At 39.8% G+C, this 25909-nt stretch carries 17 protein-coding genes; 13 read left to right on the top strand and 4 right to left on the bottom strand.

Annotation, left to right across the window (positions count from 1 at the left end):
• Nucleotides 1-27: 27 nt before the first annotated feature.
• On the bottom strand, nucleotides 28-444 hold the full coding sequence (locus QOL76_RS03945; protein WP_283411722.1) for a nucleotidyltransferase substrate binding protein: 417 nt from the start codon (nucleotides 442-444) through the stop codon (nucleotides 28-30).
• 419 nt (nucleotides 445-863) lie between these two features.
• Here QOL76_RS03945 and QOL76_RS03940 point away from each other — a divergent pair, with 419 nt between their 5' ends.
• The 5 genes from QOL76_RS03940 to QOL76_RS03920 all read left to right on the top strand — a co-directional run bounded on the left by QOL76_RS03940 (nucleotide 864) and on the right by QOL76_RS03920 (nucleotide 10968).
• Complete coding sequence (locus tag QOL76_RS03940; protein ID WP_283411721.1) at nucleotides 864-4037, top strand: SusC/RagA family TonB-linked outer membrane protein; 3174 nt, start codon at nucleotides 864-866, stop codon at nucleotides 4035-4037.
• Between the two features lie 11 nt (nucleotides 4038-4048).
• Nucleotides 4049-5512: a SusD/RagB family nutrient-binding outer membrane lipoprotein gene (locus QOL76_RS03935; RefSeq protein ID WP_283411720.1), complete on the top strand. Its 1464-nt coding sequence runs from the start codon at nucleotides 4049-4051 to the stop codon at nucleotides 5510-5512.
• Nucleotides 5513-5579: 67 nt separating this feature from the next.
• Nucleotides 5580-8276, top strand: a complete 2697-nt coding sequence (locus tag QOL76_RS03930) for a TonB-dependent receptor (RefSeq protein WP_283411719.1) — start codon at nucleotides 5580-5582, stop codon at nucleotides 8274-8276.
• A gap of 2 nt (nucleotides 8277-8278) precedes the next feature.
• A complete protein-coding gene (locus QOL76_RS03925) occupies nucleotides 8279-9385 on the top strand; it encodes a DUF4249 domain-containing protein (RefSeq protein ID WP_283411718.1) in 1107 nt (368 codons plus the stop codon).
• Nucleotides 9386-9435: 50 nt separating this feature from the next.
• Nucleotides 9436-10968: a hypothetical protein gene (locus tag QOL76_RS03920; RefSeq protein WP_283411717.1), complete on the top strand. Its 1533-nt coding sequence runs from the start codon at nucleotides 9436-9438 to the stop codon at nucleotides 10966-10968.
• Between the two features lies 1 nt (nucleotide 10969).
• On the opposite strand, the gene QOL76_RS03915 is transcribed toward QOL76_RS03920, so the two are convergent.
• Nucleotides 10970-12418, bottom strand: coding sequence for a trypsin-like peptidase domain-containing protein (locus QOL76_RS03915; RefSeq protein ID WP_283411716.1), 1449 nt, complete (start codon nucleotides 12416-12418; stop codon nucleotides 10970-10972).
• A 231-nt stretch (nucleotides 12419-12649) separates the two neighbouring features.
• Between QOL76_RS03915 and QOL76_RS03910 the strand changes: the two genes are divergently transcribed.
• The 7 genes from QOL76_RS03910 (at nucleotide 12650) to QOL76_RS03880 (ending at nucleotide 21930) form a co-directional block, all read left to right on the top strand.
• Nucleotides 12650-13816: a 1-deoxy-D-xylulose-5-phosphate reductoisomerase gene (locus QOL76_RS03910; protein WP_283411715.1), complete on the top strand. Its 1167-nt coding sequence runs from the start codon at nucleotides 12650-12652 to the stop codon at nucleotides 13814-13816.
• Complete coding sequence (rseP, locus tag QOL76_RS03905; RefSeq protein WP_283411714.1) at nucleotides 13816-15141, top strand: RIP metalloprotease RseP; 1326 nt, start codon at nucleotides 13816-13818, stop codon at nucleotides 15139-15141. Before QOL76_RS03910 ends, rseP begins: the two co-directional genes overlap by 1 nt.
• 142 nt (nucleotides 15142-15283) lie before the next feature.
• Nucleotides 15284-16558: a hypothetical protein gene (locus QOL76_RS03900; protein ID WP_283411713.1), complete on the top strand. Its 1275-nt coding sequence runs from the start codon at nucleotides 15284-15286 to the stop codon at nucleotides 16556-16558.
• A gap of 5 nt (nucleotides 16559-16563) precedes the next feature.
• Nucleotides 16564-16947, top strand: a complete 384-nt coding sequence (locus tag QOL76_RS03895; RefSeq protein ID WP_283411712.1) for a hypothetical protein — start codon at nucleotides 16564-16566, stop codon at nucleotides 16945-16947.
• Nucleotides 16948-17181: 234 nt separating this feature from the next.
• Nucleotides 17182-19659, top strand: coding sequence for an endopeptidase La (gene lon / locus QOL76_RS03890; RefSeq protein WP_283411711.1), 2478 nt, complete (start codon nucleotides 17182-17184; stop codon nucleotides 19657-19659).
• A gap of 112 nt (nucleotides 19660-19771) precedes the next feature.
• Nucleotides 19772-21169, top strand: a complete 1398-nt coding sequence (gene hslU / locus QOL76_RS03885; RefSeq protein ID WP_283411710.1) for an ATP-dependent protease ATPase subunit HslU — start codon at nucleotides 19772-19774, stop codon at nucleotides 21167-21169.
• A 29-nt stretch (nucleotides 21170-21198) separates the two neighbouring features.
• Nucleotides 21199-21930: an SDR family NAD(P)-dependent oxidoreductase gene (locus QOL76_RS03880; RefSeq protein ID WP_283411709.1), complete on the top strand. Its 732-nt coding sequence runs from the start codon at nucleotides 21199-21201 to the stop codon at nucleotides 21928-21930.
• 328 nt (nucleotides 21931-22258) lie between these two features.
• On the opposite strand, the gene QOL76_RS03875 is transcribed toward QOL76_RS03880, so the two are convergent.
• Nucleotides 22259-22744, bottom strand: a complete 486-nt coding sequence (locus QOL76_RS03875; protein WP_283411708.1) for a SixA phosphatase family protein — start codon at nucleotides 22742-22744, stop codon at nucleotides 22259-22261.
• 88 nt (nucleotides 22745-22832) lie between these two features.
• On the opposite strand from QOL76_RS03875, the gene QOL76_RS03870 reads away from it, so the two are divergent.
• Nucleotides 22833-23024 (top strand): cold-shock protein, encoded by a 192-nt coding sequence (locus tag QOL76_RS03870; RefSeq protein WP_057935595.1) that lies wholly within the window; start codon nucleotides 22833-22835, stop codon nucleotides 23022-23024.
• A gap of 42 nt (nucleotides 23025-23066) precedes the next feature.
• On the opposite strand, the gene QOL76_RS03865 is transcribed toward QOL76_RS03870, so the two are convergent.
• A complete protein-coding gene (locus QOL76_RS03865; RefSeq protein ID WP_283411707.1) occupies nucleotides 23067-25631 on the bottom strand; it encodes a mechanosensitive ion channel family protein in 2565 nt (854 codons plus the stop codon).
• Nucleotides 25632-25909 lie beyond the last annotated feature (278 nt).

Genomic DNA, 25909 nt, shown 5'->3' with positions numbered 1-25909 from the left:
GGATTTGTGGAGGTGAAATAAGGCTTCCTATTCATTAAGCTTTTTACCCATTGTATCTTCAAATCGCTGTAATAGTCTGATGTATCGTTTTTGAATATTATCTAAAAACTTCTCTTGAGTATCAATTTCATACACTGGGCTGTATTGTATCCTGTCTATCACTATATCCAACCAGGCTTTTCCATCATCAATTAATTCGGCGTGAAAAGCTTCGACTGTTAAATCCCTTGATCCAGAAAAAGGTCCTTTTCCTATTTCTTTGAAATACTGAGTAATCACATTCAGAGCTAACTCATGTGTAGCTTCAAAATGACTTAAGAGATCTCTTGATTGGGATTCGGTAAGTTTTCCATTTTTTGCTCTTTTTCCGTAGTCTGTTAGGTCAACTAGTTCAGCACTAAATTCATCCATAAGTAGTGAGCAGGATTTTGAGATAGATTTCATAGTACGGGCGTATATTCGAATACTCTTAAAATAATAAAATATGATGAATATTATATATTATTTAATGAATGTTATTTAAATGTTAAATAAGGATGCTGGGTTTTTATTTTTGGCATGGGAGAAAAAATAATTTTTTTTATTAAAAATTGCGGAAATTTTGAGAAAGATGAAAAATCTGAATTTTTTGATATAAGCTTCAAAAATTACTGAAAAATTCGATTTTATTGGTGTAAAAAATTGTCCGAGGGTTGTAATCCTTTGTTTTGTAAATGAAGAAAAGCCATTTCTCAAAATGCATGTGTTTCTGAAATCAGTTGAAATTTGTCCGCTTTATGAATTTACATATATTTGTCATGTACGATTATGAAACATTAACGTTTCATTTTAATATCAATCACACCAAATAAAACAAAACCTTTATGAAGAAAATTTTACTATTTTCTTTCTTGATGGTCCTTACAGGTATTGCCTGGGCCCAGACCCGTACCATTGAAGGTACGGTGACGTCTTCGACGGATGGAACCACTTTACCGGGAGTAAGTGTCCTCGTGAAAGGAACTCAAAACGGAACAATTACCGACATTGACGGTAAGTATCAAATCTCTGTACCAAGTACAGGAGGAGTATTGGTATTCTCTTTTGTAGGCATGACCTCAACTGAGATTGCGATTGGAAACCAATCAACTATTGACGCGCAGTTGTCAGATGATGTGACGCAACTAAACGAGGTAGTAGTAACAGCCCTTAACGTAGAGCGTGAGAAAAAGACCTTGGGTTATGCAACTCAAGAAGTTACATCTGAAAACCTACGTGTAGCTAGAGAGACTAACTTGAACGAAGCATTGGCAGGTAAAGTGTCCGGTGTACAAGTAATTTCTGGTTCAGGTGCTAAATTTGGAGAGGCTGCTGTCCGTATTCGTGGTGTTAGAGGATTTGGATCCAATTCTCCACTATATGTAGTGGATGGTGTTCCTATTGCAGATCCTGCTACAATCAACATGGATAACGTGCAGTCTATTAACGTATTGAAAGGTGCGAATGCATCTGCTCTTTACGGTTCTAGAGCTCGTGATGGTGTGATTTTGATCACCATGAAAAAAGCGAAATCAGGCAGAATGAACATTGATTTCAACAACACAACAACGTTTGAGAATGTGTCTGTAATGCCTAAGTATCAAAATGAATATGGTGGAGGTTACTCTCAAGAGTTTCAGACTTTTACCTTCAATCCCGCAACGGATGATCCGGCTTTGGCAGGACTTGATGGTGCTTTGATTCCAGAATTTTACGCTGATGAGAGCTGGGGACCTAAAATGGACGGTCGTCAGGTAGCTCAGTGGGATGCTTTCACTCCTGGAACAGATACTTATGGACAGACTAGACCTTGGTCTCCAAATCCAGACAATGTTAAAAACTTCTTTAACACGGGTGTCGCTTTAAATAACAGTTTATCAGTAAGTAAAGCAGGTGACGGATACAATATCACCGCTACTCTTTCTAATGTAAATCGTACTGGTGTACTTCCGAACACGAAGCAGGAGAAAACTTTCTTGAACTTAAATGCAACTGTAGATCTTGCCAAAAACTTGACTTTGACTACACTTGCTAACTACAACAGAACAAATGTATTCGGTAACCTTACTGAAGGTTATCAAGGAGGTAGTATTGGACAAAACTTCAACCAGTGGTTCCAGAGACAATTGGACATGGATTTGTTGAAGAAATACTATAGAATGCCTGATGGCAGATATACTAGCTGGAACATCAACTCAGCAAGAAATTCTAGACCATTGTACTGGAATAGCCCTTACACTGAGCAGTATGCTAACTTCTCTGAAAGCACGAAGGATACTTACAGTGGTAAATTCGGATTGACTTATGAGTTGATTGATGGACTTTCTGTATCAGCTAATTTAAGCCGTTACTTTACTTCTTATTTCTCTGATGGACGTACTGCTTCAGGAACATTAGATCTTGATTCTTATGGCCAAAGTAAATACCAGCAGAAGGAAGATAACTATGAGTTTTTAGCTCAATACAATAAGGTAACTGAAAATTTCTCGGTTTCAGCCTTGATAGGTGGAAACATAAGAATGGAAGAGTACAGTACAAACAGTATGTCTACTGCAGGTGGACTTTCTGTTCCTAATTTGTATAACATCAGTGCATCTGTTGATAGACCAAATACGTCTAACTACTTCAGTCAGCGTCAGGTGAACTCAATCTTTGCTCAAGCTAGCTTTGGTTGGAAAGAAATTGTTTTTGTGGATGGATCTATCCGTCGTGATTACGATTCTGTTCTTCCTACTACAAGTAATGCCTTTACTTATCCAGCGATTTCCGCATCATTCATATTCTCTGAATTGTTGCCAACTACTAACATCTTGTCATTTGGTAAGCTACGTGCAGGTTATGCTGAAGTAGGTGGAGAGCTTAGTCCATATCAATTGGATCCGGCGTTCTCTTTGGGTACTCCATATAATGGTAACCCAACGATGACTTATCCTAACTCATTGATTGACCCGAATCTTCGTGCTTCCACTACAGGAGCAATTGAAGGTGGTATCGAATTAGCTTTCTTACAAGGTAGAATTAGAACTGATTTCTCTTACTACTATTATGATAACACTAATGAGATCCTAAGTACAGAGGTGCCAAGTACAACTGGTATTTCTTCTTACACCATCAACGCAGGTAAAACCTTTACTAGAGGTTGGGATGCTACAATCGGAGGTACTCCGGTACAGACTGCTAACTTCAATTGGGATGTAAACTTCAATATTGCGAGAAGTAGAAACGTAATCGAAGAAATTTATCCAGGTATCGATGCGATCCAACTTGTAAACGGATTCTTAGGTAACCGTGTAGGCGGTGGATGGGGATCTATCTCAGCCAGAGCTAAAGTAGGTGAAGATTGGGGAACTATCATCGGTGAAAAATTCCAAAGAGACGAAGCTGGAAACATCCTAATCGATGAAGATGGCTATCCAATGACTGAGCAAAACCAAGTCTTAGGTACAGTACTTCCTGATTATACTGGTGGTATTTTCAATAGAGTTACTTATAAAGGTTTTGAATTGAGTTTCACAATTGACTGGCAAATGGGTGGTAAAATCAACTCTATCACCAACATGTTTAATGCATACTCAGGTCTAGGTGAAATGACAGTAGGTAATAACGACAGAGGTACTCCAATGCGTGATCCAGTTGCAGATGGTGGTGGATTGAGATTCGACGGTGTTTTTGCAGATGGAACTGAAAACAACATCTATCTAGAAGCATCTGAATACTTTAAGTCTCAATTTGCACTTCATGAGGCTTGGGTTTATGACGCAAGTTATGTGAAGCTTCGTGAAATCAGATTGGGTTATAGCCTTCCACAGTCTCTTCTTCAGAGAACTAATTTTGTTAGAACTGCATCTTTTGCGGTAGTAGCAAACAACCCATGGTTGATTAAGACTAATGTACCTGGTTTGGATCCTTCTCAAGTGAGTGGTGATACTAGAAATTCCAGAAACAATGGTGCTTGGGTAGATTCAGGTCAATTGCCTGCTACTCGTTCTATCGGTTTTGACATTCGTCTAGGATTCTAAAATAAAGAAACATGAAAAATTCAATTTCAAAATATATACTTGTAGGGTTGATTGCCGTAGGGGTAACATCCTGTGATCTAGGTGATTTTGGTGATACCAACGTCAACCCAAATCAAACTACACAAGCTATCCCTTCTTCGCTTTTGACCAACTCAATCAACGGGCTGAAGGGTACTATAGATGATCCTACTGGATCACTATATTCCCAATACCTAGCAAATTCGCAATACACCAGTGCTGATAACTATCAGACGATCATCTTCAATTACGGAGGCTATTATAGTGGGGTATTGATGGATTTGGAGCAAATCATCATAATGAATACTGATGAGGAGACTAAATCTGAAGCTTCACTATATGGTTCAAATGAGAACCAGATTGCTGTAGCTCAAATTCTTCAGTCGTACTATTTCAGTTTCATTACCGACAGATGGGGTGACATTCCTTATTCTGAGGCTTTGAATATTGATGAGGGAGTTCGTCAGCCTTCTTTTGATCCTCAATCAGAAGTATATGCTGGGGTATTGGCTACATTGAAAACAGCACAAGGAAATATTTCCTCTACTGCTCCTGTACAAGGTGATATCCTTTTTGATGGGGATATGGATATGTGGAAAAAGTTTGCAAATACGATCAGAATGAAAATGGCATTGAGAATGTCTGAAGTGGATCCTTCCACAGCAGCTGCAGAATTTTCTTCTGCTATCAATGACGGTGTGATTGCATTAGACAATAGCGAGAACATTTTCTATGCAAACTTGCCTGAAGCAGCTTTCCAAAATGCTTGGTATGCACGTTTCCTTACTCGCCGTGATTATGCTGTTGCCAATACTTTGGTGAACAGAATGCAGACTACTGCAAACGGTGGAGTACTTAACGTATCAATGGATCCAAGACTTCCTGAATATGCAGATCCTACTGACATCGGTGGTAAGTATGTTGGTATGCCTTATGGTCTTAGTGAAGCAAGAGCTGGTGCAATCTCTAATTCAGACGTTTCTTTCTTGAATGCTGATTTGAGAGCACAAGCTGCTCCAAACTATATCTTTACTTCTGCTCAGGTTCTTTTCTCTATGGCTGAGGCTGTGCAGAGAGGCTGGATATCAGGTGATGCTGAATCACTTTACTACCAGGGTGTTAAGGCTTCTCTTGATCAGTACGGTGTTAGTGACGGATATGCAAATTACATTACCAATACTTGGGTACAGTATGATGCTTCTAAAGCTATGGAGCAAATCCTTACTCAGAAATGGATTGCTAACTTCCTAAATGGTTACGAATCTTGGGCTGAATGGAGAAGAACAGGTTATCCTGATCTGAAGCCAGGCGAAGATGCACTTAACGATAGCAAGCAAATCCCAGTACGTCAGGCTTATCCTTTATTTGAGCTGAACCTTAACTCAACTAACTACGACGCAGTAGTTGCACGTCAAGGTGCTGATGGATTGGATACACCAGTATGGTGGGATAAATAATATTAACTAAATACCATAAAATGCCATCTGCAAGTTGTAGATGGCATTTTTATGCTATTTGCCCACTATGAAAAAAAAACTACAGCCAATAATTATATTTTTATTACTTCTCAATGCAACTTTTCTCTTTGGTCAATCAGTTGAAAAAACTGTTGTATTTGATCAAAATTACGTTGAAACACCGCTTCCAGAAGTATTAGAAGATCTTGAAAACCTATTTCAAATCCGTTTTTTCTACAAAGAAGATTGGGGGATAGATGCTTTTCTTGTAAACGGATCCAAAGGGCAAAACGCTATCGAAACTATCAATAGTATGTTGAGCACCTACGGTTTTAGCATTGTTCCCTATAGAGACCTTTTTGTAGTGGTAAATCAGGAAGGCCTGGAAGCTTATCGCTATGAACAATGGGATGAAGAAGACCTTAATCTTAAGCAATATCAATTAATAGGTACTGGCAAACCGGAAAATTCCAATATGCCAGTGACCCTCACCGGTCATATTAAAGATGCAGGTGAAAATGAAGCATTAATAGGAGCTAGTATTCAAGTAGTAGATAGTTCAGAAGGAGTTATTACAGATTTGGATGGCAACTATGAACTATCAATCATTCCAGGTAAATATAAACTACTGGTACAATATTCAGGATATGAACCTAAGTCTATCGATGTTCAGGTAATTAACTCCGGTGAATTGGATGTGGAACTTTTTAATGAAACGCTGAAGCTAGAAGAATTCACGATTACCGCTAGAAGTCAGGAAGTTTCAGTTTCTGAGAAAATCGCCGGCAGGGAGATTTTGGATATTGCTGTGATTAGAAGCCTACCCACATTTATGGGAGAAGTAGATCCGATCAAAAGCCTAATTTCTCTCCCGGGCGTCAGTTCCGTGGGAGAAGGCTCATCGGGATTTAATGTAAGAGGTGGTGATCCAGGCCAAAATCTAGTAATGATGGACGGCGCAATTGTTTACAATAGCTCACATTTATTTGGCTTTTTCGGAGCTTTCAATTCTGATCTGATCAGAGATGTGGAAATTTATAAGGGTGGTGGGCCCGCCAATTATGGAGGTAGAGTTTCCTCTGTGCTCAATGTAAATCTACGAAATGGCAATTCCCAAGACATAGATGTACAAGGTGGTATAGGATTGATTTCATCCAGACTTCTGGTAGAAGGTCCATTAAGGAAAGATAAAACCACTTTTCTGCTCTCAGGTAGGACCGCATATCCTAATTGGATGCTAAAGCAGATGAAAGACCCAGATCTCTACCAAAGTGCTGCTGGATTTTATGATGTGAACTTCAAAATAAATCATACTATTGATGAAAAAAATGTGCTCACTTTTTCCAGCTATCTGAGCGATGACAATTTCGAATTTGCTTCTGACACTGCCTATGTGTGGAAAACTAAGTTGGGGATACTAAAATGGGGTCATAGATTTAGCAACAAGTTCTTGATGCAGACTCAGGTGGTGGTCAGTGACTTTCAAAGTAACATCAGAAATACTCAAGAAAGCTATGATTTTGACTATACCTCAGGTATTCTAAACTATCAAGGAAAAGTCGATTTCTCCTATGAAATGGGCACAGCGCATAAGTTGGATTTTGGCATAAGTTCGCTTTACTATTCCTTTAACAACGGGAATTTTGACCCTGGCTCTGAAAATACTACCTCAGAAGAAATTCACATACCCGAAGAGTATGCTTTAGAAAGTGCTATTTATGTCAATGATGAATTTGTTATTTCTCCTAAAGCTTCTCTTGTCTACGGTATACGTGTATCTAATTACCTAGCTCTCGGTGGGACATATTACGATTTTGATCCCAATCAGCCTAAGTCTACAGCGACGATTACAGATACCTTGAGTTTTGGTCAAAATGAAGTAGCCAAAACGTACATTGGATTAGAGCCACGAGCATCTTTTCGTTGGCTCGTTACCCCTACCAGTTCTTTGAAGCTTAGCTATTACAGAACCAATCAGTATATACATTTGATATCTAATACTGCTGCGATCTCTCCGGTAAATTATTGGAAGTCTTCTGGCTACAATCTTTCCCCTTCAATTGCGGATCAATACACCATTGGCCTCTTTAAAAATTGGAAAGATAACCTCTTCGAAATATCAGTAGAAGGATATTACAAGAATATACAGCAGGTAGTAGATTATAAAAATGCTGCCTCTATTTTGCTGAATGAGAACCTGGATGCGGACCTTATTCAAGGTGAAGGACGCGCATATGGCGCTGAATTCCTATTGCGTAAAAATCGAGGAAAGCTCACAGGATGGCTAGGATACACCTATTCGCGAAGCTTGAGAAAATTTGATGAATCCCAATTTGACGAGGAGAAGATAAATGGCGGTGATTTCTTTGCTGCCAATTATGACAAACCGCACGACATCTCGTTGGTGATGAATTATAAGGTGAGTAGAAGGCTTGCAATGAACTTAAACTTTGCATATTCTACCGGCAGGCCGATCACAGTTCCTGTTTCCAAATTCCAATATGAAGACATACTTTCTGTTTTGAATTTCTCTGATCGAAATCAATATAGGGTGCCGGATTACCATAGACTAGACTTAGCCTTTACCTTGAAAAGTGGCCTGAAAAAAGAGAAAGCAATTGACGGAGAGTGGGTATTCTCCCTATATAATGTTTATGGAAGAAAAAACCCGTTCTCAGTGTATTTCACGCAAAGAGGCAATGCATTTCAGCTTTCGGTGCTGGGAAGCGCATTCCCATCAATCTCTTACAATTTTAAAATATAAAGATGCGACAGAGTTATATTATTGCGCTTCTATTGATTTTGACGGCATGCATAGAGCCAATTTCTTTTGAGACAGGAAGTGAGCCTAGACGCCTAGTTGTTGATGGGTTTATTTCCAATATTTCTTTTGCAGATCAATCTAAAAAACCTGCTCCACCAAGCCGCTTTTATGTGGCAGTACGATGGACTAGTCCCGTGAATAATGTGTTAGATGAGGTGATTTCAGATGCTACAGTTGCCTTAATTTCATCTGATGGGGAAAGTTTTGGATACTTCTGGGATGAAGACGAGCAGCGATATCTGATCCGTGATGTGAATTTTTCTGCTAAAGAAAATGTGGATTACAAGATTCGGATTCAAACATCCGAAGGCAAAGTCTATGAATCGGATAACGATAAGTTGCATCCCGCTCCTGAGCTGGAGGATATTGATGTAGAATACAAATCAATTTTGAAAAGTATATCTGTGGGAAATCAGACAGAGATCGTACAGCAGCGCGGTATCCAAATTTCGGTTCCTTTAGATGAGCATGGTGGTGAAGAATACTATTACCGCTGGAAAATAGTGCCAAGCTGGATATTTGAGACTTCTCGACTTCCCGAAGAAAACATTAATAAGCGATGCTATGTCACTAATCTGTATGAATATCAGTCCATAAGTGTTTGGGAAGATAAGGCTGGTGGATATAATCGGGATTTGTTTTTTCTTGAAACAGACGACAATGAGCAACTTCAATACGGATACTCTACCCTAATTACTCAATACAGCCTATCTCCGCAAGGATTTCAATTTTGGGACCAACTGGCTACTCAGCAGCAGAGTGGAGGAGGGATTTTTGATCCTCCGCCATTTTCTCTGGTCACCAATATTAAAAATGTGGACAATCCGGAAGAAGCAGTTTCAGGTTTTTTCTACGTTGCACATGAATCTTCCTATAGATGGAAACTTACCCCATCTGATCTACCTTATACACTTACCTTCTTAGATCCTTGTGAGCCTCTCCCTGGTGTGCCTTTTATTCCTCCTCCAGGCTGTTCCAATTGTCTAGAATACAGAGGATCATATACAGAAAATACCAACCAACAACCGATATGGTGGGACCAAAATTGAAAACATTAACCCTGGCATTGTGCTGTGCAGTGTTCACTAATTTTGTCTCTTTGGGGCAATCAGCCTCACTTAAGGTAAGAATGCTCGTTTCTTCTTCTCTGTATGTAAGCGGGGATTTGGTTGCCTTGCAGTTACAGACACTTGATTCGGAAGGGAAACCAGCGCGGGAAGGCAGCCTGATTAATTTGTACCTAGTTGACCATTCAGGAAGTACTGTCGCTATCGAGCGCTTCAATTCGGCTAAGCAGGATGCTGATCAAGCTTTTTTGCTGCCTGAAGAATTGAGTACAGGTAATTATAAATTGGTAGCTCAAATTCAAGGCTCAAGGTTTCAAACCGAAGCATTGATTCATGTTTATAGCCCTACGATTTTTTCCTCCACAGCATTACCTGAAAATGCAAATCCAGAGCTAGGAGCACATGTTATACAAGCTTCTGAAGCAGGTGAAAATATACTATGGAAAGTAGATGAAGGCAGTTTTAGTATTTCTTCTGAAACCTTAGATTTTGGGCTATTGGCAGTCAAGGTTTTTGACCCGTTATTAGAAGGGTATCCTGTATTAGGCCATGTGAAAGAATCAGAATTAAATGAAGAGACTAAGGTGTCATTTAAGTTGAAACCGCCCTATAATGATCCAAATTCGAGAATCTCGGTGTTTTTTCTCGATCAAGGATTAGTGGAAGAATACAACATGCGGGATAGTGCTTCTATGGAAGAAGAATTATTGAAGCACCAAGGTTCTTCATCGGTTTGGGCTTATCAGTTTGACAATTTGGGAGAACCTCTAGGGGAAGTGACAGTGAATCTTTCTGATTGGAAAAAAAAGCAGTTTAGTTCCTTTGATAACACCGTACCTTTTGATGATGCGGTGGTAAATATTCTGGATCACAAAAGAAAGCGTAAATACATAGATCAGATCTATAGAACTGATTTCGATAATTACGAGCCTTTCCTACAAAAATCAGATCATGTAGCTCCCGATCAGGTGTATTTTTCTAAGGATTATGAAGGAATTGCTACGCTTCGAGAGGCGTTTTCCGGGATTGTATCAAAAGCATCAGTGAAGCGAACTAAAGATGGCTACGAACTCATTCTATCTCCTGCGAATGCAGGTTTTCGATATGAGAAAAGCCCCCTGATTTTATTCAATGGATCGCCCATTTTTCAATTTGGTGATTTGATAGAAACTCCCATGCACCAGATTTATTCGATTTCGGTTTACAATTCATTTCAGTCACAGAAGCGCTTTGGCATCCTCGGGCGGTTTGGTGTGGTAAGTATAGAAATGAAGCCTGAATTCGATGATCCATTAGTTGCTGAGAAGGAAGGTTATCCATTTTATTTGGGAATCAATGATCTGGTGCAAATCAACTCAGAAGAAATTGATCCCTCAACCCCTGACTTAAGGCCAGTGCTCCTTTGGGATGCTGGCGAGGCTATCAACTTTGAAAACTCTCAATCGCTGGAATGGGAAGGTTCAGATGTGAAAGGGAATCATGTGATATGGGTGGATTTGCTGAAAAAGGACGGAACATCGTTACAATGGTCGCAGCCCCTACCGCAGCAATCCACCCAGAAGTAACTTATCTCACGCTATAACTTTGCATAAATGGTTGACCATTGGAGGCTACTCCCTCTAGCAATAATCTGCCACTAAATTTCTCCAAATAGGCTCCAACTTTGGTAGGATCCTTTGCTGGCTCATTATTTATTCGGGTGATTACAAATCCCTCTCTTAGTCCAAGTTCTCTGAGATAACCTCTAGTGAGGCCAGTGATTTTAATACCATAGTCCACTCCAAATTTATCCTTTTCGATAGTGTTTACAGCTTCCAGTCTAGCTCCGAGAATCCCTGAACTATAAAACTCCCGTTTGATTACTCCGCTGCCTCCTTCTAAATTCTGAAGTTTTAGATTGGCGGATTTCGCATTCCCATTTCTCAAATAGGTAACTGGAAGTTGGTCGCCAGGATAGTAATAGGAAAGTGTCTCTTCAAAGCTGCCTTTACCTGTAATTGGTTGAGAACCCAGTTTGGTAATCACATCATTTCGCTGCAGTCCAGCTCTTTCTGCAGCACCGTCTTTAATTACATGAGTTACGATCACACCATCCAGTGTTTTGATATTCATTTCTTCTGCCAATTCTGGTGTGATTTCGACTGCCTCGATTCCAGGGATCGCTTTTTGAACCTCACCGTATTGGATCAAGTCATTGGATACTTTCATCGCAATATCCACCGGAACCGCGAATCCATAACCAGTATAAGAACCGGTTCTGGACAAGATAGCCGTATTAATTCCGACCAATTCTCCATTGACATTTACTAAAGCACCGCCTGAGTTTCCTGGGTTAATCGGAGCGTCAGTCTGGATGAAACTCTCTAAGGGAAAATCCCCGCCAAGAATATTGATTTGTCGCTCTTTTGCAGATACTATCCCGGCAGTCACGGTGGAAGTAAGGTTAAATGGATTTCCTACGGCTAGGACCCATTCACCGATTTTCAAATCGCGGCTGCTTCCTCGCTTGATTGAAGGAAGGTTTTCTCCTTCAATTTTCAACACTGCTATATCCGTGTTTTTATCAGTACCGACTAAAGTGGCTTTGTAGGTCCTTTTTTTATGTACAACTTCAATGGTTTCAGCTCGATCAATTACGTGGTTGTTGGTGATAATATATCCATCACCTGAGATAATCACGCCGGAACCTGTGCTCACTTGCTGTGAAGGTGCACCTCCGCCACCAAAGAAATAGTCAAACATGCTATATCTTCTTGGATCTGTTCCTGAAAAGTTTTTGATGAAGACCACTGATTCTGTGCTGTTTTCTGAAGCGTCCACAAAGGATATGGGAGCATCAGCACTTGAGCGGGATGAAATGGGTTGATATTGCGAAGCGAAATTTACTTGTGTTTTGGTGTCGTTTGGAAAATCAGAGAATTGCTCTGGTTCATTGAAGTTGATAGTTGTCCAAACTGCAGCTCCGGCCAAGCCTGCCAGAAAGGAAACTCCGGTTGTTTTGAATAGACTGTTCATAGATGAATCATTTTTCAATTTGACGAGTGTGAAAGTTTTCCGTTGAATAAATTCACATTTTTTAAGTTCCTAAACAGGATAAACGCTCTCTTTATTGCTTGAATATTATGCCATTTGGCAAAAACTGACGATTTGTACGAGGAAAAGTGGGAGCATCTTGTAATTTTGTCAGCTATTGAGAAAACTCTTCAAATCATTAAGGGTTTTAATTACTCGACAATCCCAAACTGAATGACAGAACCCAAACGCGTAGCCATCCTGGGCAGCACCGGAAGCATTGGTACTCAAACCCTAGAGGTAATTCGTCAGCATCCTGAAGACTTTATCGTAGAGGTTCTTACGGCCCAAAATAATGCAGATTTACTTATAACTCAGGCTCTGGAGTTTTCTCCAAATGTCGTGGTAATAGGCAATGAGAGCTTGTATGAAAAAGTACGTGATGTCTTACAGCCAAAGGATATCAAAGTGTATGCAGGCACCAAAGCAATTGCACAGGTAGTAGAAATGGATACGATCGATGTAGTTTTGACTGCATTGGTAGGTTATTCTGGCCTTATTCCTACGGTAAATGCAATTAAAACGGGCAAGCAAATTGCTTTAGCAAATAAAGAAACACTTGTTGTAGCCGGAGAAATTATCACTGCTCTCGCAAAAGAAAACCGAGTGAATATTTACCCTGTGGATTCTGAACATTCAGCGATTTTTCAATGTCTGATCGGTGAATTCCATAACCCAATCGAAAAGATTATTCTGACAGCTTCCGGCGGTCCTTTCAGAGGAAAAGATAGAAAATTCCTGGAGACAGTGACGCGTGAACAAGCCCTCAAGCATCCTAATTGGGATATGGGTGCCAAAATCACGATTGACTCAGCTTCCTTGATGAATAAGGGGCTGGAAGTGATTGAAGCAAAGTGGCTCTTTGGCCTGAAAACCGAACAGATAGATGTAGTCGTACATCCACAGAGTATCATTCATTCTATGGTGCAATTTGAGGATGGATCTATAAAAGCACAACTTGGATTGCCGGATATGCGTATCCCAATTCAGTTTGCCCTAAGCTTTCCGGATCGATTAAAAAGTGATTTCGAAAGATTTGACTTTATGAATTACCCTCAATTGACCTTCGAGCAGCCGGATTTAAAGACTTTTCAAAACCTTCAATTAGCATATGATGCTCTTGCAAAAGGCGGTACAGCACCGTGCGTCTTGAATGCTGCCAATGAAATTGCAGTAGCTGCTTTCTTGAATAAAGAAGTTGGTTTTCTAGAAATGTCGGATTTGATTGGCGAAACTCTCGAAAAAGCTGAGTTTATTGCACATCCAAGTTTGGAAGATTATGTGGAGATGGATATGCGGGCGAGAGAAATTACAAAAGAACTAATAACGAATAAAGTATAATGGATACCTTAATTATGGTGGGCCAGTTGCTCCTTGGATTATCAATCCTAGTGGGTTTACATGAGTTGGGCCACTTGCTTACCGCCAAGATGTTTGGCATGAGAGTAGAGAAATTTTCTATCGGATTTCCTCCCAAAATTGCTGGTTTCCAGTGGGGAGAAACGGAATATTCTATAGGGGCAATTCCGCTTGGAGGATTTGTGAAAATCTCCGGAATGGTGGACGAATCTATGGACGCCGACCAAATGGCAGGTCCTCCTCAACCATGGGAATTCAGATCTAAACCAGCTTGGCAGCGCTTAATCGTAATGCTGGGAGGTATAATCGTAAATGTAGTTACAGGTATTGTCATTTTTGTAATCTTGGTTTATAACAATGGTGAGACTTATTATTCCCGTGATCAAGTAGTAGAAAACGGTATAGAAGCGCTGGAAATCGGTGAATCTATTGGCTTGAAAACAGGGGATAAGATTTTGGATATTAATGGTGAACCTTACCAATCCATTAACGATTTGACTGCTGGTTCGGCTTTGCTTAGCGAAAATGGGTATTACACTGTTGACCGTGGAGGTGAGATTATCAAAGTAGAAATCCCTAGAGGTTTTATCAATTCCTTCAACAGTCAGGAAGCAATCAACAGCTTTGTCGAAATTCGATATCCTTTTGAATTACTCAAAATAGACGAAGGTGGTGCTGCTGAGAAAGCTGGAATTACCATCGATGATAAGATTCTGTCTGTAAATGGTAAGGCCATCACTTACTTCGACGAACTTAAAACTGAGCTTGCAAAAGCTAAAGATCAAGAAGCCGATATTGAATTGTTGACTAGCGCTAATGATACTATTCATACAATGGTGGCAGTGACTGATCGAGGCACTATAGATATTGCTGTGAATCCTTTGATCGATATGGTTCAACGCAAATATGGTTTTGCGGAAGCACTGAAAAAAGGAACTACCAAAGCATTCACAGTTGTCATTGTAAATGCAAAAGCAATGGGCAAGATGTTTACAGGTGAAGTCTCTACCAAAAACGTCAGCGGGCCTATAGGAATGGCAAAAATCTACGGGGATACTTGGAACTGGACTAAGTTCTGGACAATTACCGGTTTGATTTCTATGATTCTGGCATTTATGAATCTCTTGCCTATTCCAGCTTTGGATGGTGGTCATGTGATATTCCTGCTTTATGAAATGATTTCCGGTCGTGCGCCTTCTAATAGATTCCTTGAGAATGCTCAGAAAGTCGGAATGGTCATACTCCTCGCTTTGATGGTTTTTGCGATCGGAAATGACGTGCTGAAGCTGTTTACTGGAGAGGGATAAGTCATTAAAAATTAGAATTCAAAGCCGGGAGAAATCTCGGCTTTTTTTGTTTTTAATGAGCTCTAAAGTCCGTTCAAACTATTTTGAACTAATCTGTTGTTGCATAAACTTAATCTTATTATCTAGCAGCAAATTAGACTTTATGATTAAAATTTTAGGATTAGCAGCTTGTATATTGTTAATGTGCACGCCTTTTATTTATGCCCAAGGTCAGAGTGGTTTTATTGAGGAGTCAGTTTGGTCAAATATTAATCCTGCTACTGGAAGTAGTTCGGACTTTATTGTTACAAAAGAAGGTACTAAGCTCTTTGGTGCAATCCTCAGAACTGCTGAACTCACAGATTATAGTAAAGTAGATTTTGCTTACCAAGGCAATACAAGTTCTTATCTTCCTACTGATCTGCAGGCTTTTGGCCTAACAGAAGGTCATTTATTCTTAAGTAAGAAACTTCCAGATGCCTCGGAATTAGAGTTTGTCCAAGTACTATTTTCGGGAAAGCTTCAGTTGGATTATAGAAGAGGTAATTATTATATCGATAATGGGGTTGAAATCCAGCAGTTAAAAGAATATAGCCAAGATATCTCCGTAGATGGAGAAAAACGTAGCCGCCTCATCAAATTGTATGTATCTACTTTAAAAGTACTTACAGCCGGAGATTGCGGCTTAGAGCTTAACGGCTTGATAGAAAAATCTAACTTGGAAGAGCAGGATTTTATCAAGATTCTCACTCAATATCACGAATGTGAGGGACTACCATATAAGCTGTATATAGATCGGGTTAAATTTGTAAGCATTTCTCCTATAGTTTCCTTAGGTATCGGGTCAAGTTTTACGAATTCCTCAGATATTCCTGACAATGCAAATTACAATTTTAGTAATTCTTTAGATTATCGAGCTTTTGCAGGTGTTAGATTACATGATTTTAGAAGATTCCCAAAATCATCAATAGATCTTCGAATTGGATATGTAACTCGCTCAACAACTTATGACGCTAGTTATGAGGTGAGACATGAGATTGCTACCGGAACTCAGAAGTTTAAAGAAAGTAGTATAGTTATTCCTTTAGGCTATAATTACAGTATTATCAAAAATGCAAATAAGGAAATTTACGTGGGTTTGGTAATGTCTGCATGGCTTTCCTCATTCAAAAATGATCAGTATTTAATAGAGATAAGCAATATTTATGGTCCTGTAGAGACGCAGGTTTTCGAGGAGCAATCAATCACCTTAACGGATAATACTGTGAACCCCGGAATAAGGGCTAGCGCCAAATTTCCGATTTCATCCAAAATGAAATTATTTGTCGAGTTAGAGGCTGATTATCTAAATGACTTTTATTTCTCCCAACTTGGAGATTCGCCAGTGTATCGAATCAACCGAACTTCTGTTTCACTTCAAATCGGGATCGAACTATAAGTAAGATGAAAAGCGGTCTTCTCTTCTTACTTATTTTTTCACTTCTGTTTTTTTCTTGTAATGACAAAGAAAATGTGCTCCCAAGGACCAATCCCCGTTTTAGTACTCCTTCTGTTCAAGTGATTAATCAAAGTGAAGTTGAATTTATAGCCCAAGTATATGACTATGGTTCTGACGAAATAATTGAATATGGTTTTGTTTTTAATAATAGAAGTCAGCTTGAGATCGGAAAGGATCAAGTAGTAAAGGGATCTGGTCGTCCCGAGAAATCTTTCAGATTGGTAAGCAATCATTCCTTTGAAATTAGCAAAACTTATTATGTTGTAGCTTTTATAAAAACTAATAAGTCGGTTATATACTCCCAGGCTATACCATTTAATAGTAAATGAGTTGATGCTTCTGTTTTTAAAACAGCATGGCAGGAGACTTGAGGTTTTATTGAGGTTGTCCAATAAAGACACCTAGCCAAATGACCTGTCCAGCCTATTTCAAAGAATAAACTGCCAATCTGACCACTTCAGCCTTTGGCATGCACCTTGACCTTTTAGGAAGAACCTTCGTATTTTGAGGGTTCTTCTTTTATTTTAGCATAAAACCGACAGCTTAGCTGTCATTCTGTCTATATGAGCCAATTCGAAAATTCTGTGTTTCAAAACTTAATGGTCGGTGAATATGCCGGTGAGGGAGATCTGATCCAGCTGATAACCGACGAAGAGGATGATTCACAAGGAAAGGAAGTCCTTGAAGAAGAGATTCCAATACTTACAGTAAGAAATACAGTTCTTTTCCCAGGAGTTGTGATTCCTATCACTGTCGGTAGGCAGCGATCCATCCGTCTTGTGAAGAAAGCCCAAAAGGGAAATAAGTTGATAGGAGTGTGTGCTCAGATCAATCCAAACATAGATGATCCAGGATGGGAAGATATCTACCAAGTAGGGACTCTCGCCAAAATCATCAAAATGATCGTACTTCCGGATGGAAATACTACAATTATTATCCAGGGCAAGAAGCGTTTTAAAGTCAGTGAGCAAATCACTGATGATCCCTATTTTATTGCTAAAGCAGAGTATCTGGAAGAGAATTTTCCAAAAAGCTCCAAGAAAATTCAAGCGCTTGAGGAATCTTTGAAGGAATCTGCTACCCGCATTCTTCACTTGAATCCTGAAATTCCCCGTGAGGCACAAGTAGCTTTAGATAATATTGATAATACCCCTTTCCTTACTCATTTTCTTTCTTCCAATATCAATGCTCCGGTGGAAGCCAAGCAGAGATTATTGGAGATTAATGATGGGGTAGAGCGTGCGACGCTTTTGCTGGAATTCATGATGAAAGACATCCAGATGCTGGAACTGAAATCTGAAATTCAGAAGAAAGTGCACACTGACATTGATCAGCAGCAACGGGATTACTTCCTGCGTCAGCAGATGAAAGTGCTTCAAACGGAGCTTGGCGATGAAGGACCAGAGAAGGAAGTAGAAGATTTGCGTCTTCGTGGGGCTAAGAAAAACTGGCCTGCTGAAGTGAAAAAACACTTTGAAAAAGAACTGGATAAAATCCTAAGAATTAACCCTTCTGCAGCAGAATATCCAATTGCCTTGAATTATGCTGAAACTATGGTTGAATTGCCATGGAACGAGTTTACTCAGGATAATTTTGATCTGAATCATGCCAAAAAAGTATTGGATGGAGATCACTTTGGACTGGAAAAAGTCAAAGAAAGAATTATCGAATATTTGGCAGTATTGAAGTTGAAGAATGACCTTAAAGGTCCAATTCTATGTCTCTATGGCCCTCCAGGTGTAGGTAAGACTTCCCTAGGAAAGTCTATTGCAGCGGCATTAGGTCGAAAATACGTCAGAATGTCTCTTGGCGGTATGCATGACGAAGCAGAGATTCGCGGTCACCGCAAAACTTACGTAGGCGCGATGCCGGGAAAGATTATCCAAAACATGAAAAAGGTGAAAATCTCTAATCCAGTTTATGTCTTGGATGAGATTGATAAGCTTTCTTCAGATTTTCGTGGAGATCCTTCCTCGGCATTCCTTGAGGTTCTTGATCCCGAGCAAAACAATGCTTTCTTGGACAATTACCTTGAAGTAGAATATGATTTGAGTAAGGTTCTTTTCATTGCTACAGCCAACTCATTGGACACTATTCAACCTGCATTGCGGGATAGAATGGAAATCATAGAGGTGACTGGATATACCCAGGAAGAGAAAGTGGAAATAGCTAAGCGCCACTTGGTACCAAAACAGCGCAAAGAGCATGGGTTGAAAGCCAAGCAGATTACATTTGACAAAGCAGCGTTGGTGAAGTTGATAGAAGATTACACTAGAGAATCCGGTGTGAGAAGCTTGGAAAGAGCAATTGGGAAAGTGGTAAGAAATATTGCCAAGTCAATTGCTATGGAAGAGGAATATAGCCCTAAAATCACAGCTGCTGCTGTAAGGAAAATCTTGGGTTCTGAAATCTTCGATAAGGAGTCATATACTGATAACAGCATTGCAGGAGTGGTCACTGGATTGGCTTGGACAAGTGTTGGCGGTGAGATTTTATTCATTGAGACAAGCTTGAGCCGAGGCAAAGGGAAACTTACGCTATCTGGACAACTTGGTGATGTGATGAAGGAATCGGCTATAACTGCTTTGTCTTATTTGAAGTCTAAGGCGGAAACGCTAGGAATTGACCATAGAGTGTTTGATCAATACGATCTTCATATTCACGTGCCTGCAGGAGCTGTTCCTAAAGATGGACCTTCGGCTGGTATTACTATGCTGACAGCAATGGCCTCTGTTTTTACCCAGAGAAAAGTAAAAGCGAAAGTGGCTATGACTGGAGAAATCAGCTTAATAGGCAAAGTAATGCCTGTAGGTGGTATCAAGGAGAAAATCTTGGCTGCGAAAAGAGCTGGAATCAAGGAAATCATCCTTTGTAGTAAAAACAAACGCGATATCGAAGAGATCGATGAGCAATACGTGAAAGGAGTAGAATTTCACTTTGTGAACAGAGTTGAGGAGGTTTTGGAGATTGCTTTACTTAAAACCAAAGTAGATCACCCTCTTCACTTTAATCTTCAGTCTGACAGCGGAAAAGAAAACTAATCAAAGATAAAAGTGCTTCCTGTTCAGGAGGCACTTTCCTTTAACTATCATACCACAAAGCTTTAGATCGAAACTTAACCACTACGGTCTGAGCGCATTTTAACCTAACAACATGGAAAAAATACTTTCACTTACTCCGAGACAAATTGTCGCTGAGTTGGATAAATATATCATTGGGCAGCACGATGCCAAGCGTAATGTAGCGATTGCGCTGAGAAACAGAATCCGTCGTTTGATGGTAAAGACGGATATACAAAAGGACATTGTGCCAAATAACATCCTGATGATCGGTTCTACCGGTGTAGGTAAGACTGAGATCGCTAGAAGATTGGCTAAGGTGGCTCATGCCCCATTCACCAAAGTTGAAGCTTCCAAATTTACCGAAGTAGGCTACGTAGGACGCGACGTAGAAAGCATGGTCCGTGACTTGGTGGAGCAGTCTGTGGCATTGGTCAGAGAGCAAAAGAATGAATCTGTCAAAGAAAAAGCGGCCGAAGCAGTCGAAGAACTTATCTTGGATATTTTGATTCCACCGGTGAAAAGTGCTGGATTTACACGGGCTATTCCTGTGGATTCGGATACGAATGCTGAGCCAAACAATGATGCAGAGCTAAACGAAAGAACCCGTGAGCGATTCAGAGAGAAGCTTCGTGACGGAGAGTTGGACGAGCGCAAAATCGAAATCAGCGTAAAAGCAGGATCTCCGATGGGTGTAGGGATGATCGGAAATGGAATGATGGATGATGCCAGTATGGCAGGTCTTCAGGATATGATTTCCAATATGATGCCCAAAAAAGTCAAAAAACGTAAAGTGAGTATTTCCGAAGCGCGTAAGATTTTGCTCGAAGAGGAAATGTCAAAATTGGTTGATTTCGAAGAAGTAAAAGAGGAAGCAATCAAACTTGCTGAAAATAACGGCATCATCTTCATCGATGAGATCGATAAAATTGCCTCCAAATCAGGTAAAAATGGTGGAGGACCTGATGTGAGTAGGGAAGGTGTGCAGCGTGATTTGCTGCCGATTGTGGAAGGCTCTGCTGTCAATACCAAATATGGGGTGATCAACACCGATCATGTGTTGTTTATTGCTGCGGGTGCATTTCACGTGGCGAAGCCTTCTGATTTAATTCCTGAATTACAAGGTAGATTCCCGATTCGCGTGGAGTTGCAGAGTTTAACTCAGGAAGATTTTTCCAGAATTTTGCGCGAGCCAAAAAATGCCCTCACCAAACAGTATCAGGCGCTATTTGAATCAGAGGAAGTTTACTTGGAATTCAATGACGAATCGATTGAAGAGATCGCACGATTAGCTTTCTTGATCAATCAGGAAGTAGAAAATATTGGCGCGAGAAGACTTCACACCGTAATGAGTCACTTGTTAAATGACTTTTTGTTTGAAGTGCCGGATACGATCACTGCCAATTCGAAAATCATGGTAACCAAAGAGATGGTTCAGGATAGGTTGAGTTCGCTGGTTCAGAATAGAGATCTGTCTCAGTATATTCTTTAATTCCAATTTGAAATAGAATCCAATAGGTAATGAAGTCACTTCTCATACTTACAGGTCATAGCAAGGGGCTCGGCAGAGCTATTTTAGATACTTATCTGCAGAAAGAGGAGTTTGAAATAATTGCTATTTCCAGAACAAAACTGGGCTTGAACAAACCAAATCTCACCGAAATCAGCATGGATTTCGGTGAGTTGGAAGTTTTAGAAACTGAACTTTCCAACTTGTTTCCTTCCGATGAGTTCGAAGAAATTATATTAATAAATAATGCGGGTTGGATAGGGGAGATTAAACCTGTTGGCAGTCTTCAGGTGAAACATATGCGGAATAGTGTCAATATCAATCTGCTAGCTCCAATGTATCTGACAAATGCTTTTGTAGCTGCTTATAAGCATTCAACGGCTAAAAAAATCATTTGCAACATCAGTTCAGGTGCCGCGTCAAAGCCCATGGAAAGTTGGGGCCAATATTGCAGCACAAAGGCTGCTATTGCTATGTTTACCAAAGTGGCTGCCAAAGAGAATGCTGATTCCCAATTTAGATTCTTCAGCATAGCGCCAGGTATCGTAGATACGCAAATGCAAGATGAGATCCGGCAGGCAGATGGTTTGGATTTTCCTGAGATAGAGCGATTCAAAAGCTACAAGGAAAATGGGGATTTGTCCTCTCCAGAATCGGTTGCCTCCAAAATCAGTTATCTATTGGAACATGAAAATGAGTTTCAAGAAGTAATTCAGGATGTAAGGAATTTTGATTTGCCTTGAAAATTTTGACAGCATTGGTCACAGAAGCTAACTCTGAGTGCGCAGTGCAGTTAGGTAGTTAATCAATAAAATTCTTTATGTATATCCGCTTATGTTCCAGGATGGAGTCAAAGGCAAAAAAGGATATGCTAAATTAAGGAATTGAGGTCCCGTCAGTGCGGGAGTCTTCGGCCTTTGGTCTTCCAACCAGACAAGCATAGAATCTAAGGTGACTGGCATCTTTGCGGATAATCATAAAATTCTTTAGTCACCTTATGGTAGATTGACGTGTTTGAGAAATGAGACTGAATACTGATACCTGAGACTGGGCACTAGCTACACTGAACAATCATTTCTTCGGGTAATCAACAAACCAGGTTTTAACATTATCTGGGCGTAGTTGGATCCAATGAGCTGTGTCGACTATAAAGGCGTACTGCCCTGAGGTTGGCAGGTTATCTAAATTTCCACCCATAAATTCTATAAAATCATTCATTCCTGGGTTGTGGCCAACTATGAAGATTAGTTCGTTCGAATCATCTTGTCTTTGGATGCTTTTCAAAATCATACCATAGGAAGCATGGTAGAGGTTTTTTTCGAAAGCCAAACTAGCTTTGGGAATGTGCAGAACTTCGGCTACTATTTCTGCGGTCTGCATCGCCCGAAGGGCTGTAGAACTTAAAATAAGGTCTGGAAAAATTCCTTTTTCTTTCAGACGCAAGCTCATTTCAGGCACATCATTCAACCCACGCAGAGCCAAGGGTCTGTCGTGATCTGTCAGATTAGGGTTGTTCCAATCTGATTTTCCGTGTCTGATCAAAATTATTTTCTTCATTTCTTGAAAATAAGAATGATTATTTTGTTTTTTTTAATTGAATATTTACTTTTAGCGCTCTTTCAATTCCAATTTATCACAAATTATTATGTTTACCGGAACAGTAAAATTTTACAATGAAGCCAAAGGGTTCGGATTTATCGTTGACGATGAGTCTCAAAGCGAAGTATTCGTACACGCAACCGGTTTGGTGGATCAAGTCGCACAGAATGACAAAGTAACCTATGACATCAAAGATGGCAAAAAAGGTCCTAACGCTGTCAATGTCAAAAGAGCTTAATCAATATCTTTTTTGTTAGCGAAAAAAACTTTCCCCTGAAGATTATTCTTCAGGGGATTTTTTGTTTTTATCCATATCTGATAAATCATCTTTCGGTTTAACATCTAAAGCCCCTGGGCTGATATCTTCTCCAGGCTTGGATATTTTTTCCTGCCAGTTGGATGGCACGGATTTTAGATAGAGGTCTCTCTTCGGGAATGGAATTTCGATGTCATGCTCAGCAAATTTTTCAAATATGGTACTCATTACCTCGCCTCTCACATCAATCCAAATATCCATACTTTCTACCCAAAAAAGCACCCTGAAGTCTACTGAGCTATCATTGAAGGTCTGCATATAAACACGGGGAGCGGGAGCTTTCAGGATGCGCTCGCCTTTCATTACCTCTTCAAGCACTGATTTTACCAGCTTCATATCTGATCCGTAGCCCACGCCTATGATCAGTTCCACCCTGCGTTTTTTGTCAGAAAGCGTCCAGTTAATTAAGCTTTGCGATAGCAAGTCGCCGTTTGGAACAACGATTTCGGAACCGTCGTAAGCTTGGATTTTGCTTGCTCGGATACCCACGTCTTTTACTGTACCGGCATTCATCCCCACTTGAATTTCATCTCCTATCTGAATAGGGCGCTCGAAGGCTAGAATAATCCCCGAGACCAGGTTGTTGATGATGGTTTGCAGACCAAAGCCAATACCTACCGATAACGCCCCAAGAACAATGGCTATTTTGTCAAAAGGAATTTTGGCGGCGGTCATTCCGATCAAAAAACCTATCGACAAAACAGCTAACCTGATCAGAAGTATAGAGCTGCCTAGGCGCTGTTTTCTTGAAGCTGCTGTTTTTTGATCTTTGACTGACGCGAAATAAGCGATGTTATTCGCAAGAAAAGTAGAGATATAGAGAACAATAATGAATAGGAGAATGCTGCCATATTGAAATACAGTGTCGCCCAGTGTGCGGTCTTTGAGCAGAAACTCCTGCACAGTATTGTACGCTTTATCAAAGAAACCTAAATGCCAAATTAAGCCATAAACCCAGATTGCAGCCGCAAAAACGTAAAGGATTCCTTTCATCCTTTTTTGCAAATCCTGGAAATCAAAATAGGAGGTGAATACGTCACTCTCTTTTTTACTATGTTCTATGAATAGATAAATAGCTTCAAGGAAAACATTGACAAATAGGAATAAACCTATGCCTCGATAAAATAGTATTACACCAGTGATAGAATAGGTTTTGGAAAGACTGAATCGCCCTAAAATATTGCTGAAAAAAGCAAATGTTTCAATGATAATAAGGAATATGGCGAGGTATTTTAAAAAAGTAAATTGTTTTTCCTTATTGGTTAAGACTTCTTTTAAAACAACAATTCCCATTACTACAAATGTCAGTGATGAGAGTAAAATGTACCATCGCTCCTGATAGATTACTATCCAATTTAAACCACTAATAGCCAGTGCGATGTAAGGTGTGAGGAAGATAAGCCATATTTTATTGAGCTTTTGGCCGAATTGCTCCTTGATTAGAAAACTAGAGGCAATGACTAGGCATAAAGATAAAATGGAAATAAAAACCAGAGGTGGCTTACTGAATATTATTAAAAAGATGGGAATAAGAATTATGAGGGTGGAAAAGAAGGTGTGTTTATTGAAATACTTAACCCTATCTAGAATGAGCGAGGCAAAATCCTTCTGATTACTAATCTCTTTGATTGTGGATTTGATTTTCCAGTATAATAGCCCGAAGAGTATAGCACAGATTAAAAAAGTATATAAATTCCGCTCTGCATAGGCTTTCATTAGGTCAATGTTGAGGTCAATAGACCTTTTTGCTCTAGTAGGTAAGTCGCTAAATTTTTGGTAGTTAGCCGGTTCCCATGCGTAGTTGATTTCTTTTGTCCAATACTGCCTGTCAAGTTTTTTCTTGGTCTGGTTGAGGTATTGTTTCAACGAAAGAAATGCCATTGCATTTTCAGAAACCTTTGCCTGCAATTTTGCAGTGAGAATCTCTTGCTCCAAATATATGCTGTCTATATTTTTCAATGATTCCTTGAGGAGTCTAAGCTCTCTATTGATAGCAGGAACCAATGAGGTGTCACGAAGAGTCATTGCAAATAGTGAGTCAGACTTTATGGAATTTAGTTTATTCCCGGCAGCCGATAGTTTATCAACTCTTTCTTGGATCTTTTTTTGTATACCTATGTTTTCATCAGCCACCGTTGAGACCAGATTTTCCATACCAATCAGATACCGGTGGTTTAGATTTCCGGCATCTTCCTCCGTTTTGGCTTTGACTCTCTTGGCCACAATGTTAATTATCCTCAGCCTTTCAGACATTGCAGTGGTATCAAGGCTCTCCGCTAGTTCTACGTTAAGTTCACTCAGATCGTAGGCATATCGCTGGGCCTTATTGATCAACTGAGTTAATATCGCTCCGCCAGTCTTAGGTTTTGTAGGTGTGAGATCTACCGAATCGGAGAAAATAAAAAGGCTGTCAATAAGTTCAATACCTGTTCCTTCCTCTGTTGAATTGCCCTCCGCAGTTGTACCTTGAGCAGATGCTGATTGAATTACCTGCAGGGATAGAAGAAAGGCTACCAGAATTTTGTACATAATTCTCAATATGAAAATTTAAAGTAAATAAAAAAACAACAGTAGTTAGGAACCAAAACAAGATGATGCTAGAATGAGTTAATAACTGTATTAGGTACTGAAACTTTAATTCAATTTCTGAAAACCATCAGTCAGAAATCACCTTCGATTTCCTGTCAAAATTTCAGAATTTTGTTTGAAAGTGTCAGTCATTTCAGATTTGGCAAGCAAATAGAGCCTTAAAACATAATATTAATTAATATCTGAAGAAATTGGTTAATTCCTGTTAATTTGGAGAT

Source organism: Algoriphagus winogradskyi, from assembly GCF_900182815.1.
In the GTDB taxonomy this organism is placed as follows: domain Bacteria; phylum Bacteroidota; class Bacteroidia; order Cytophagales; family Cyclobacteriaceae; genus Algoriphagus; species Algoriphagus winogradskyi.
Note: the sequence above shows the minus strand (reverse complement) of the source record. Positions and strands in the feature narration are given on the sequence as shown.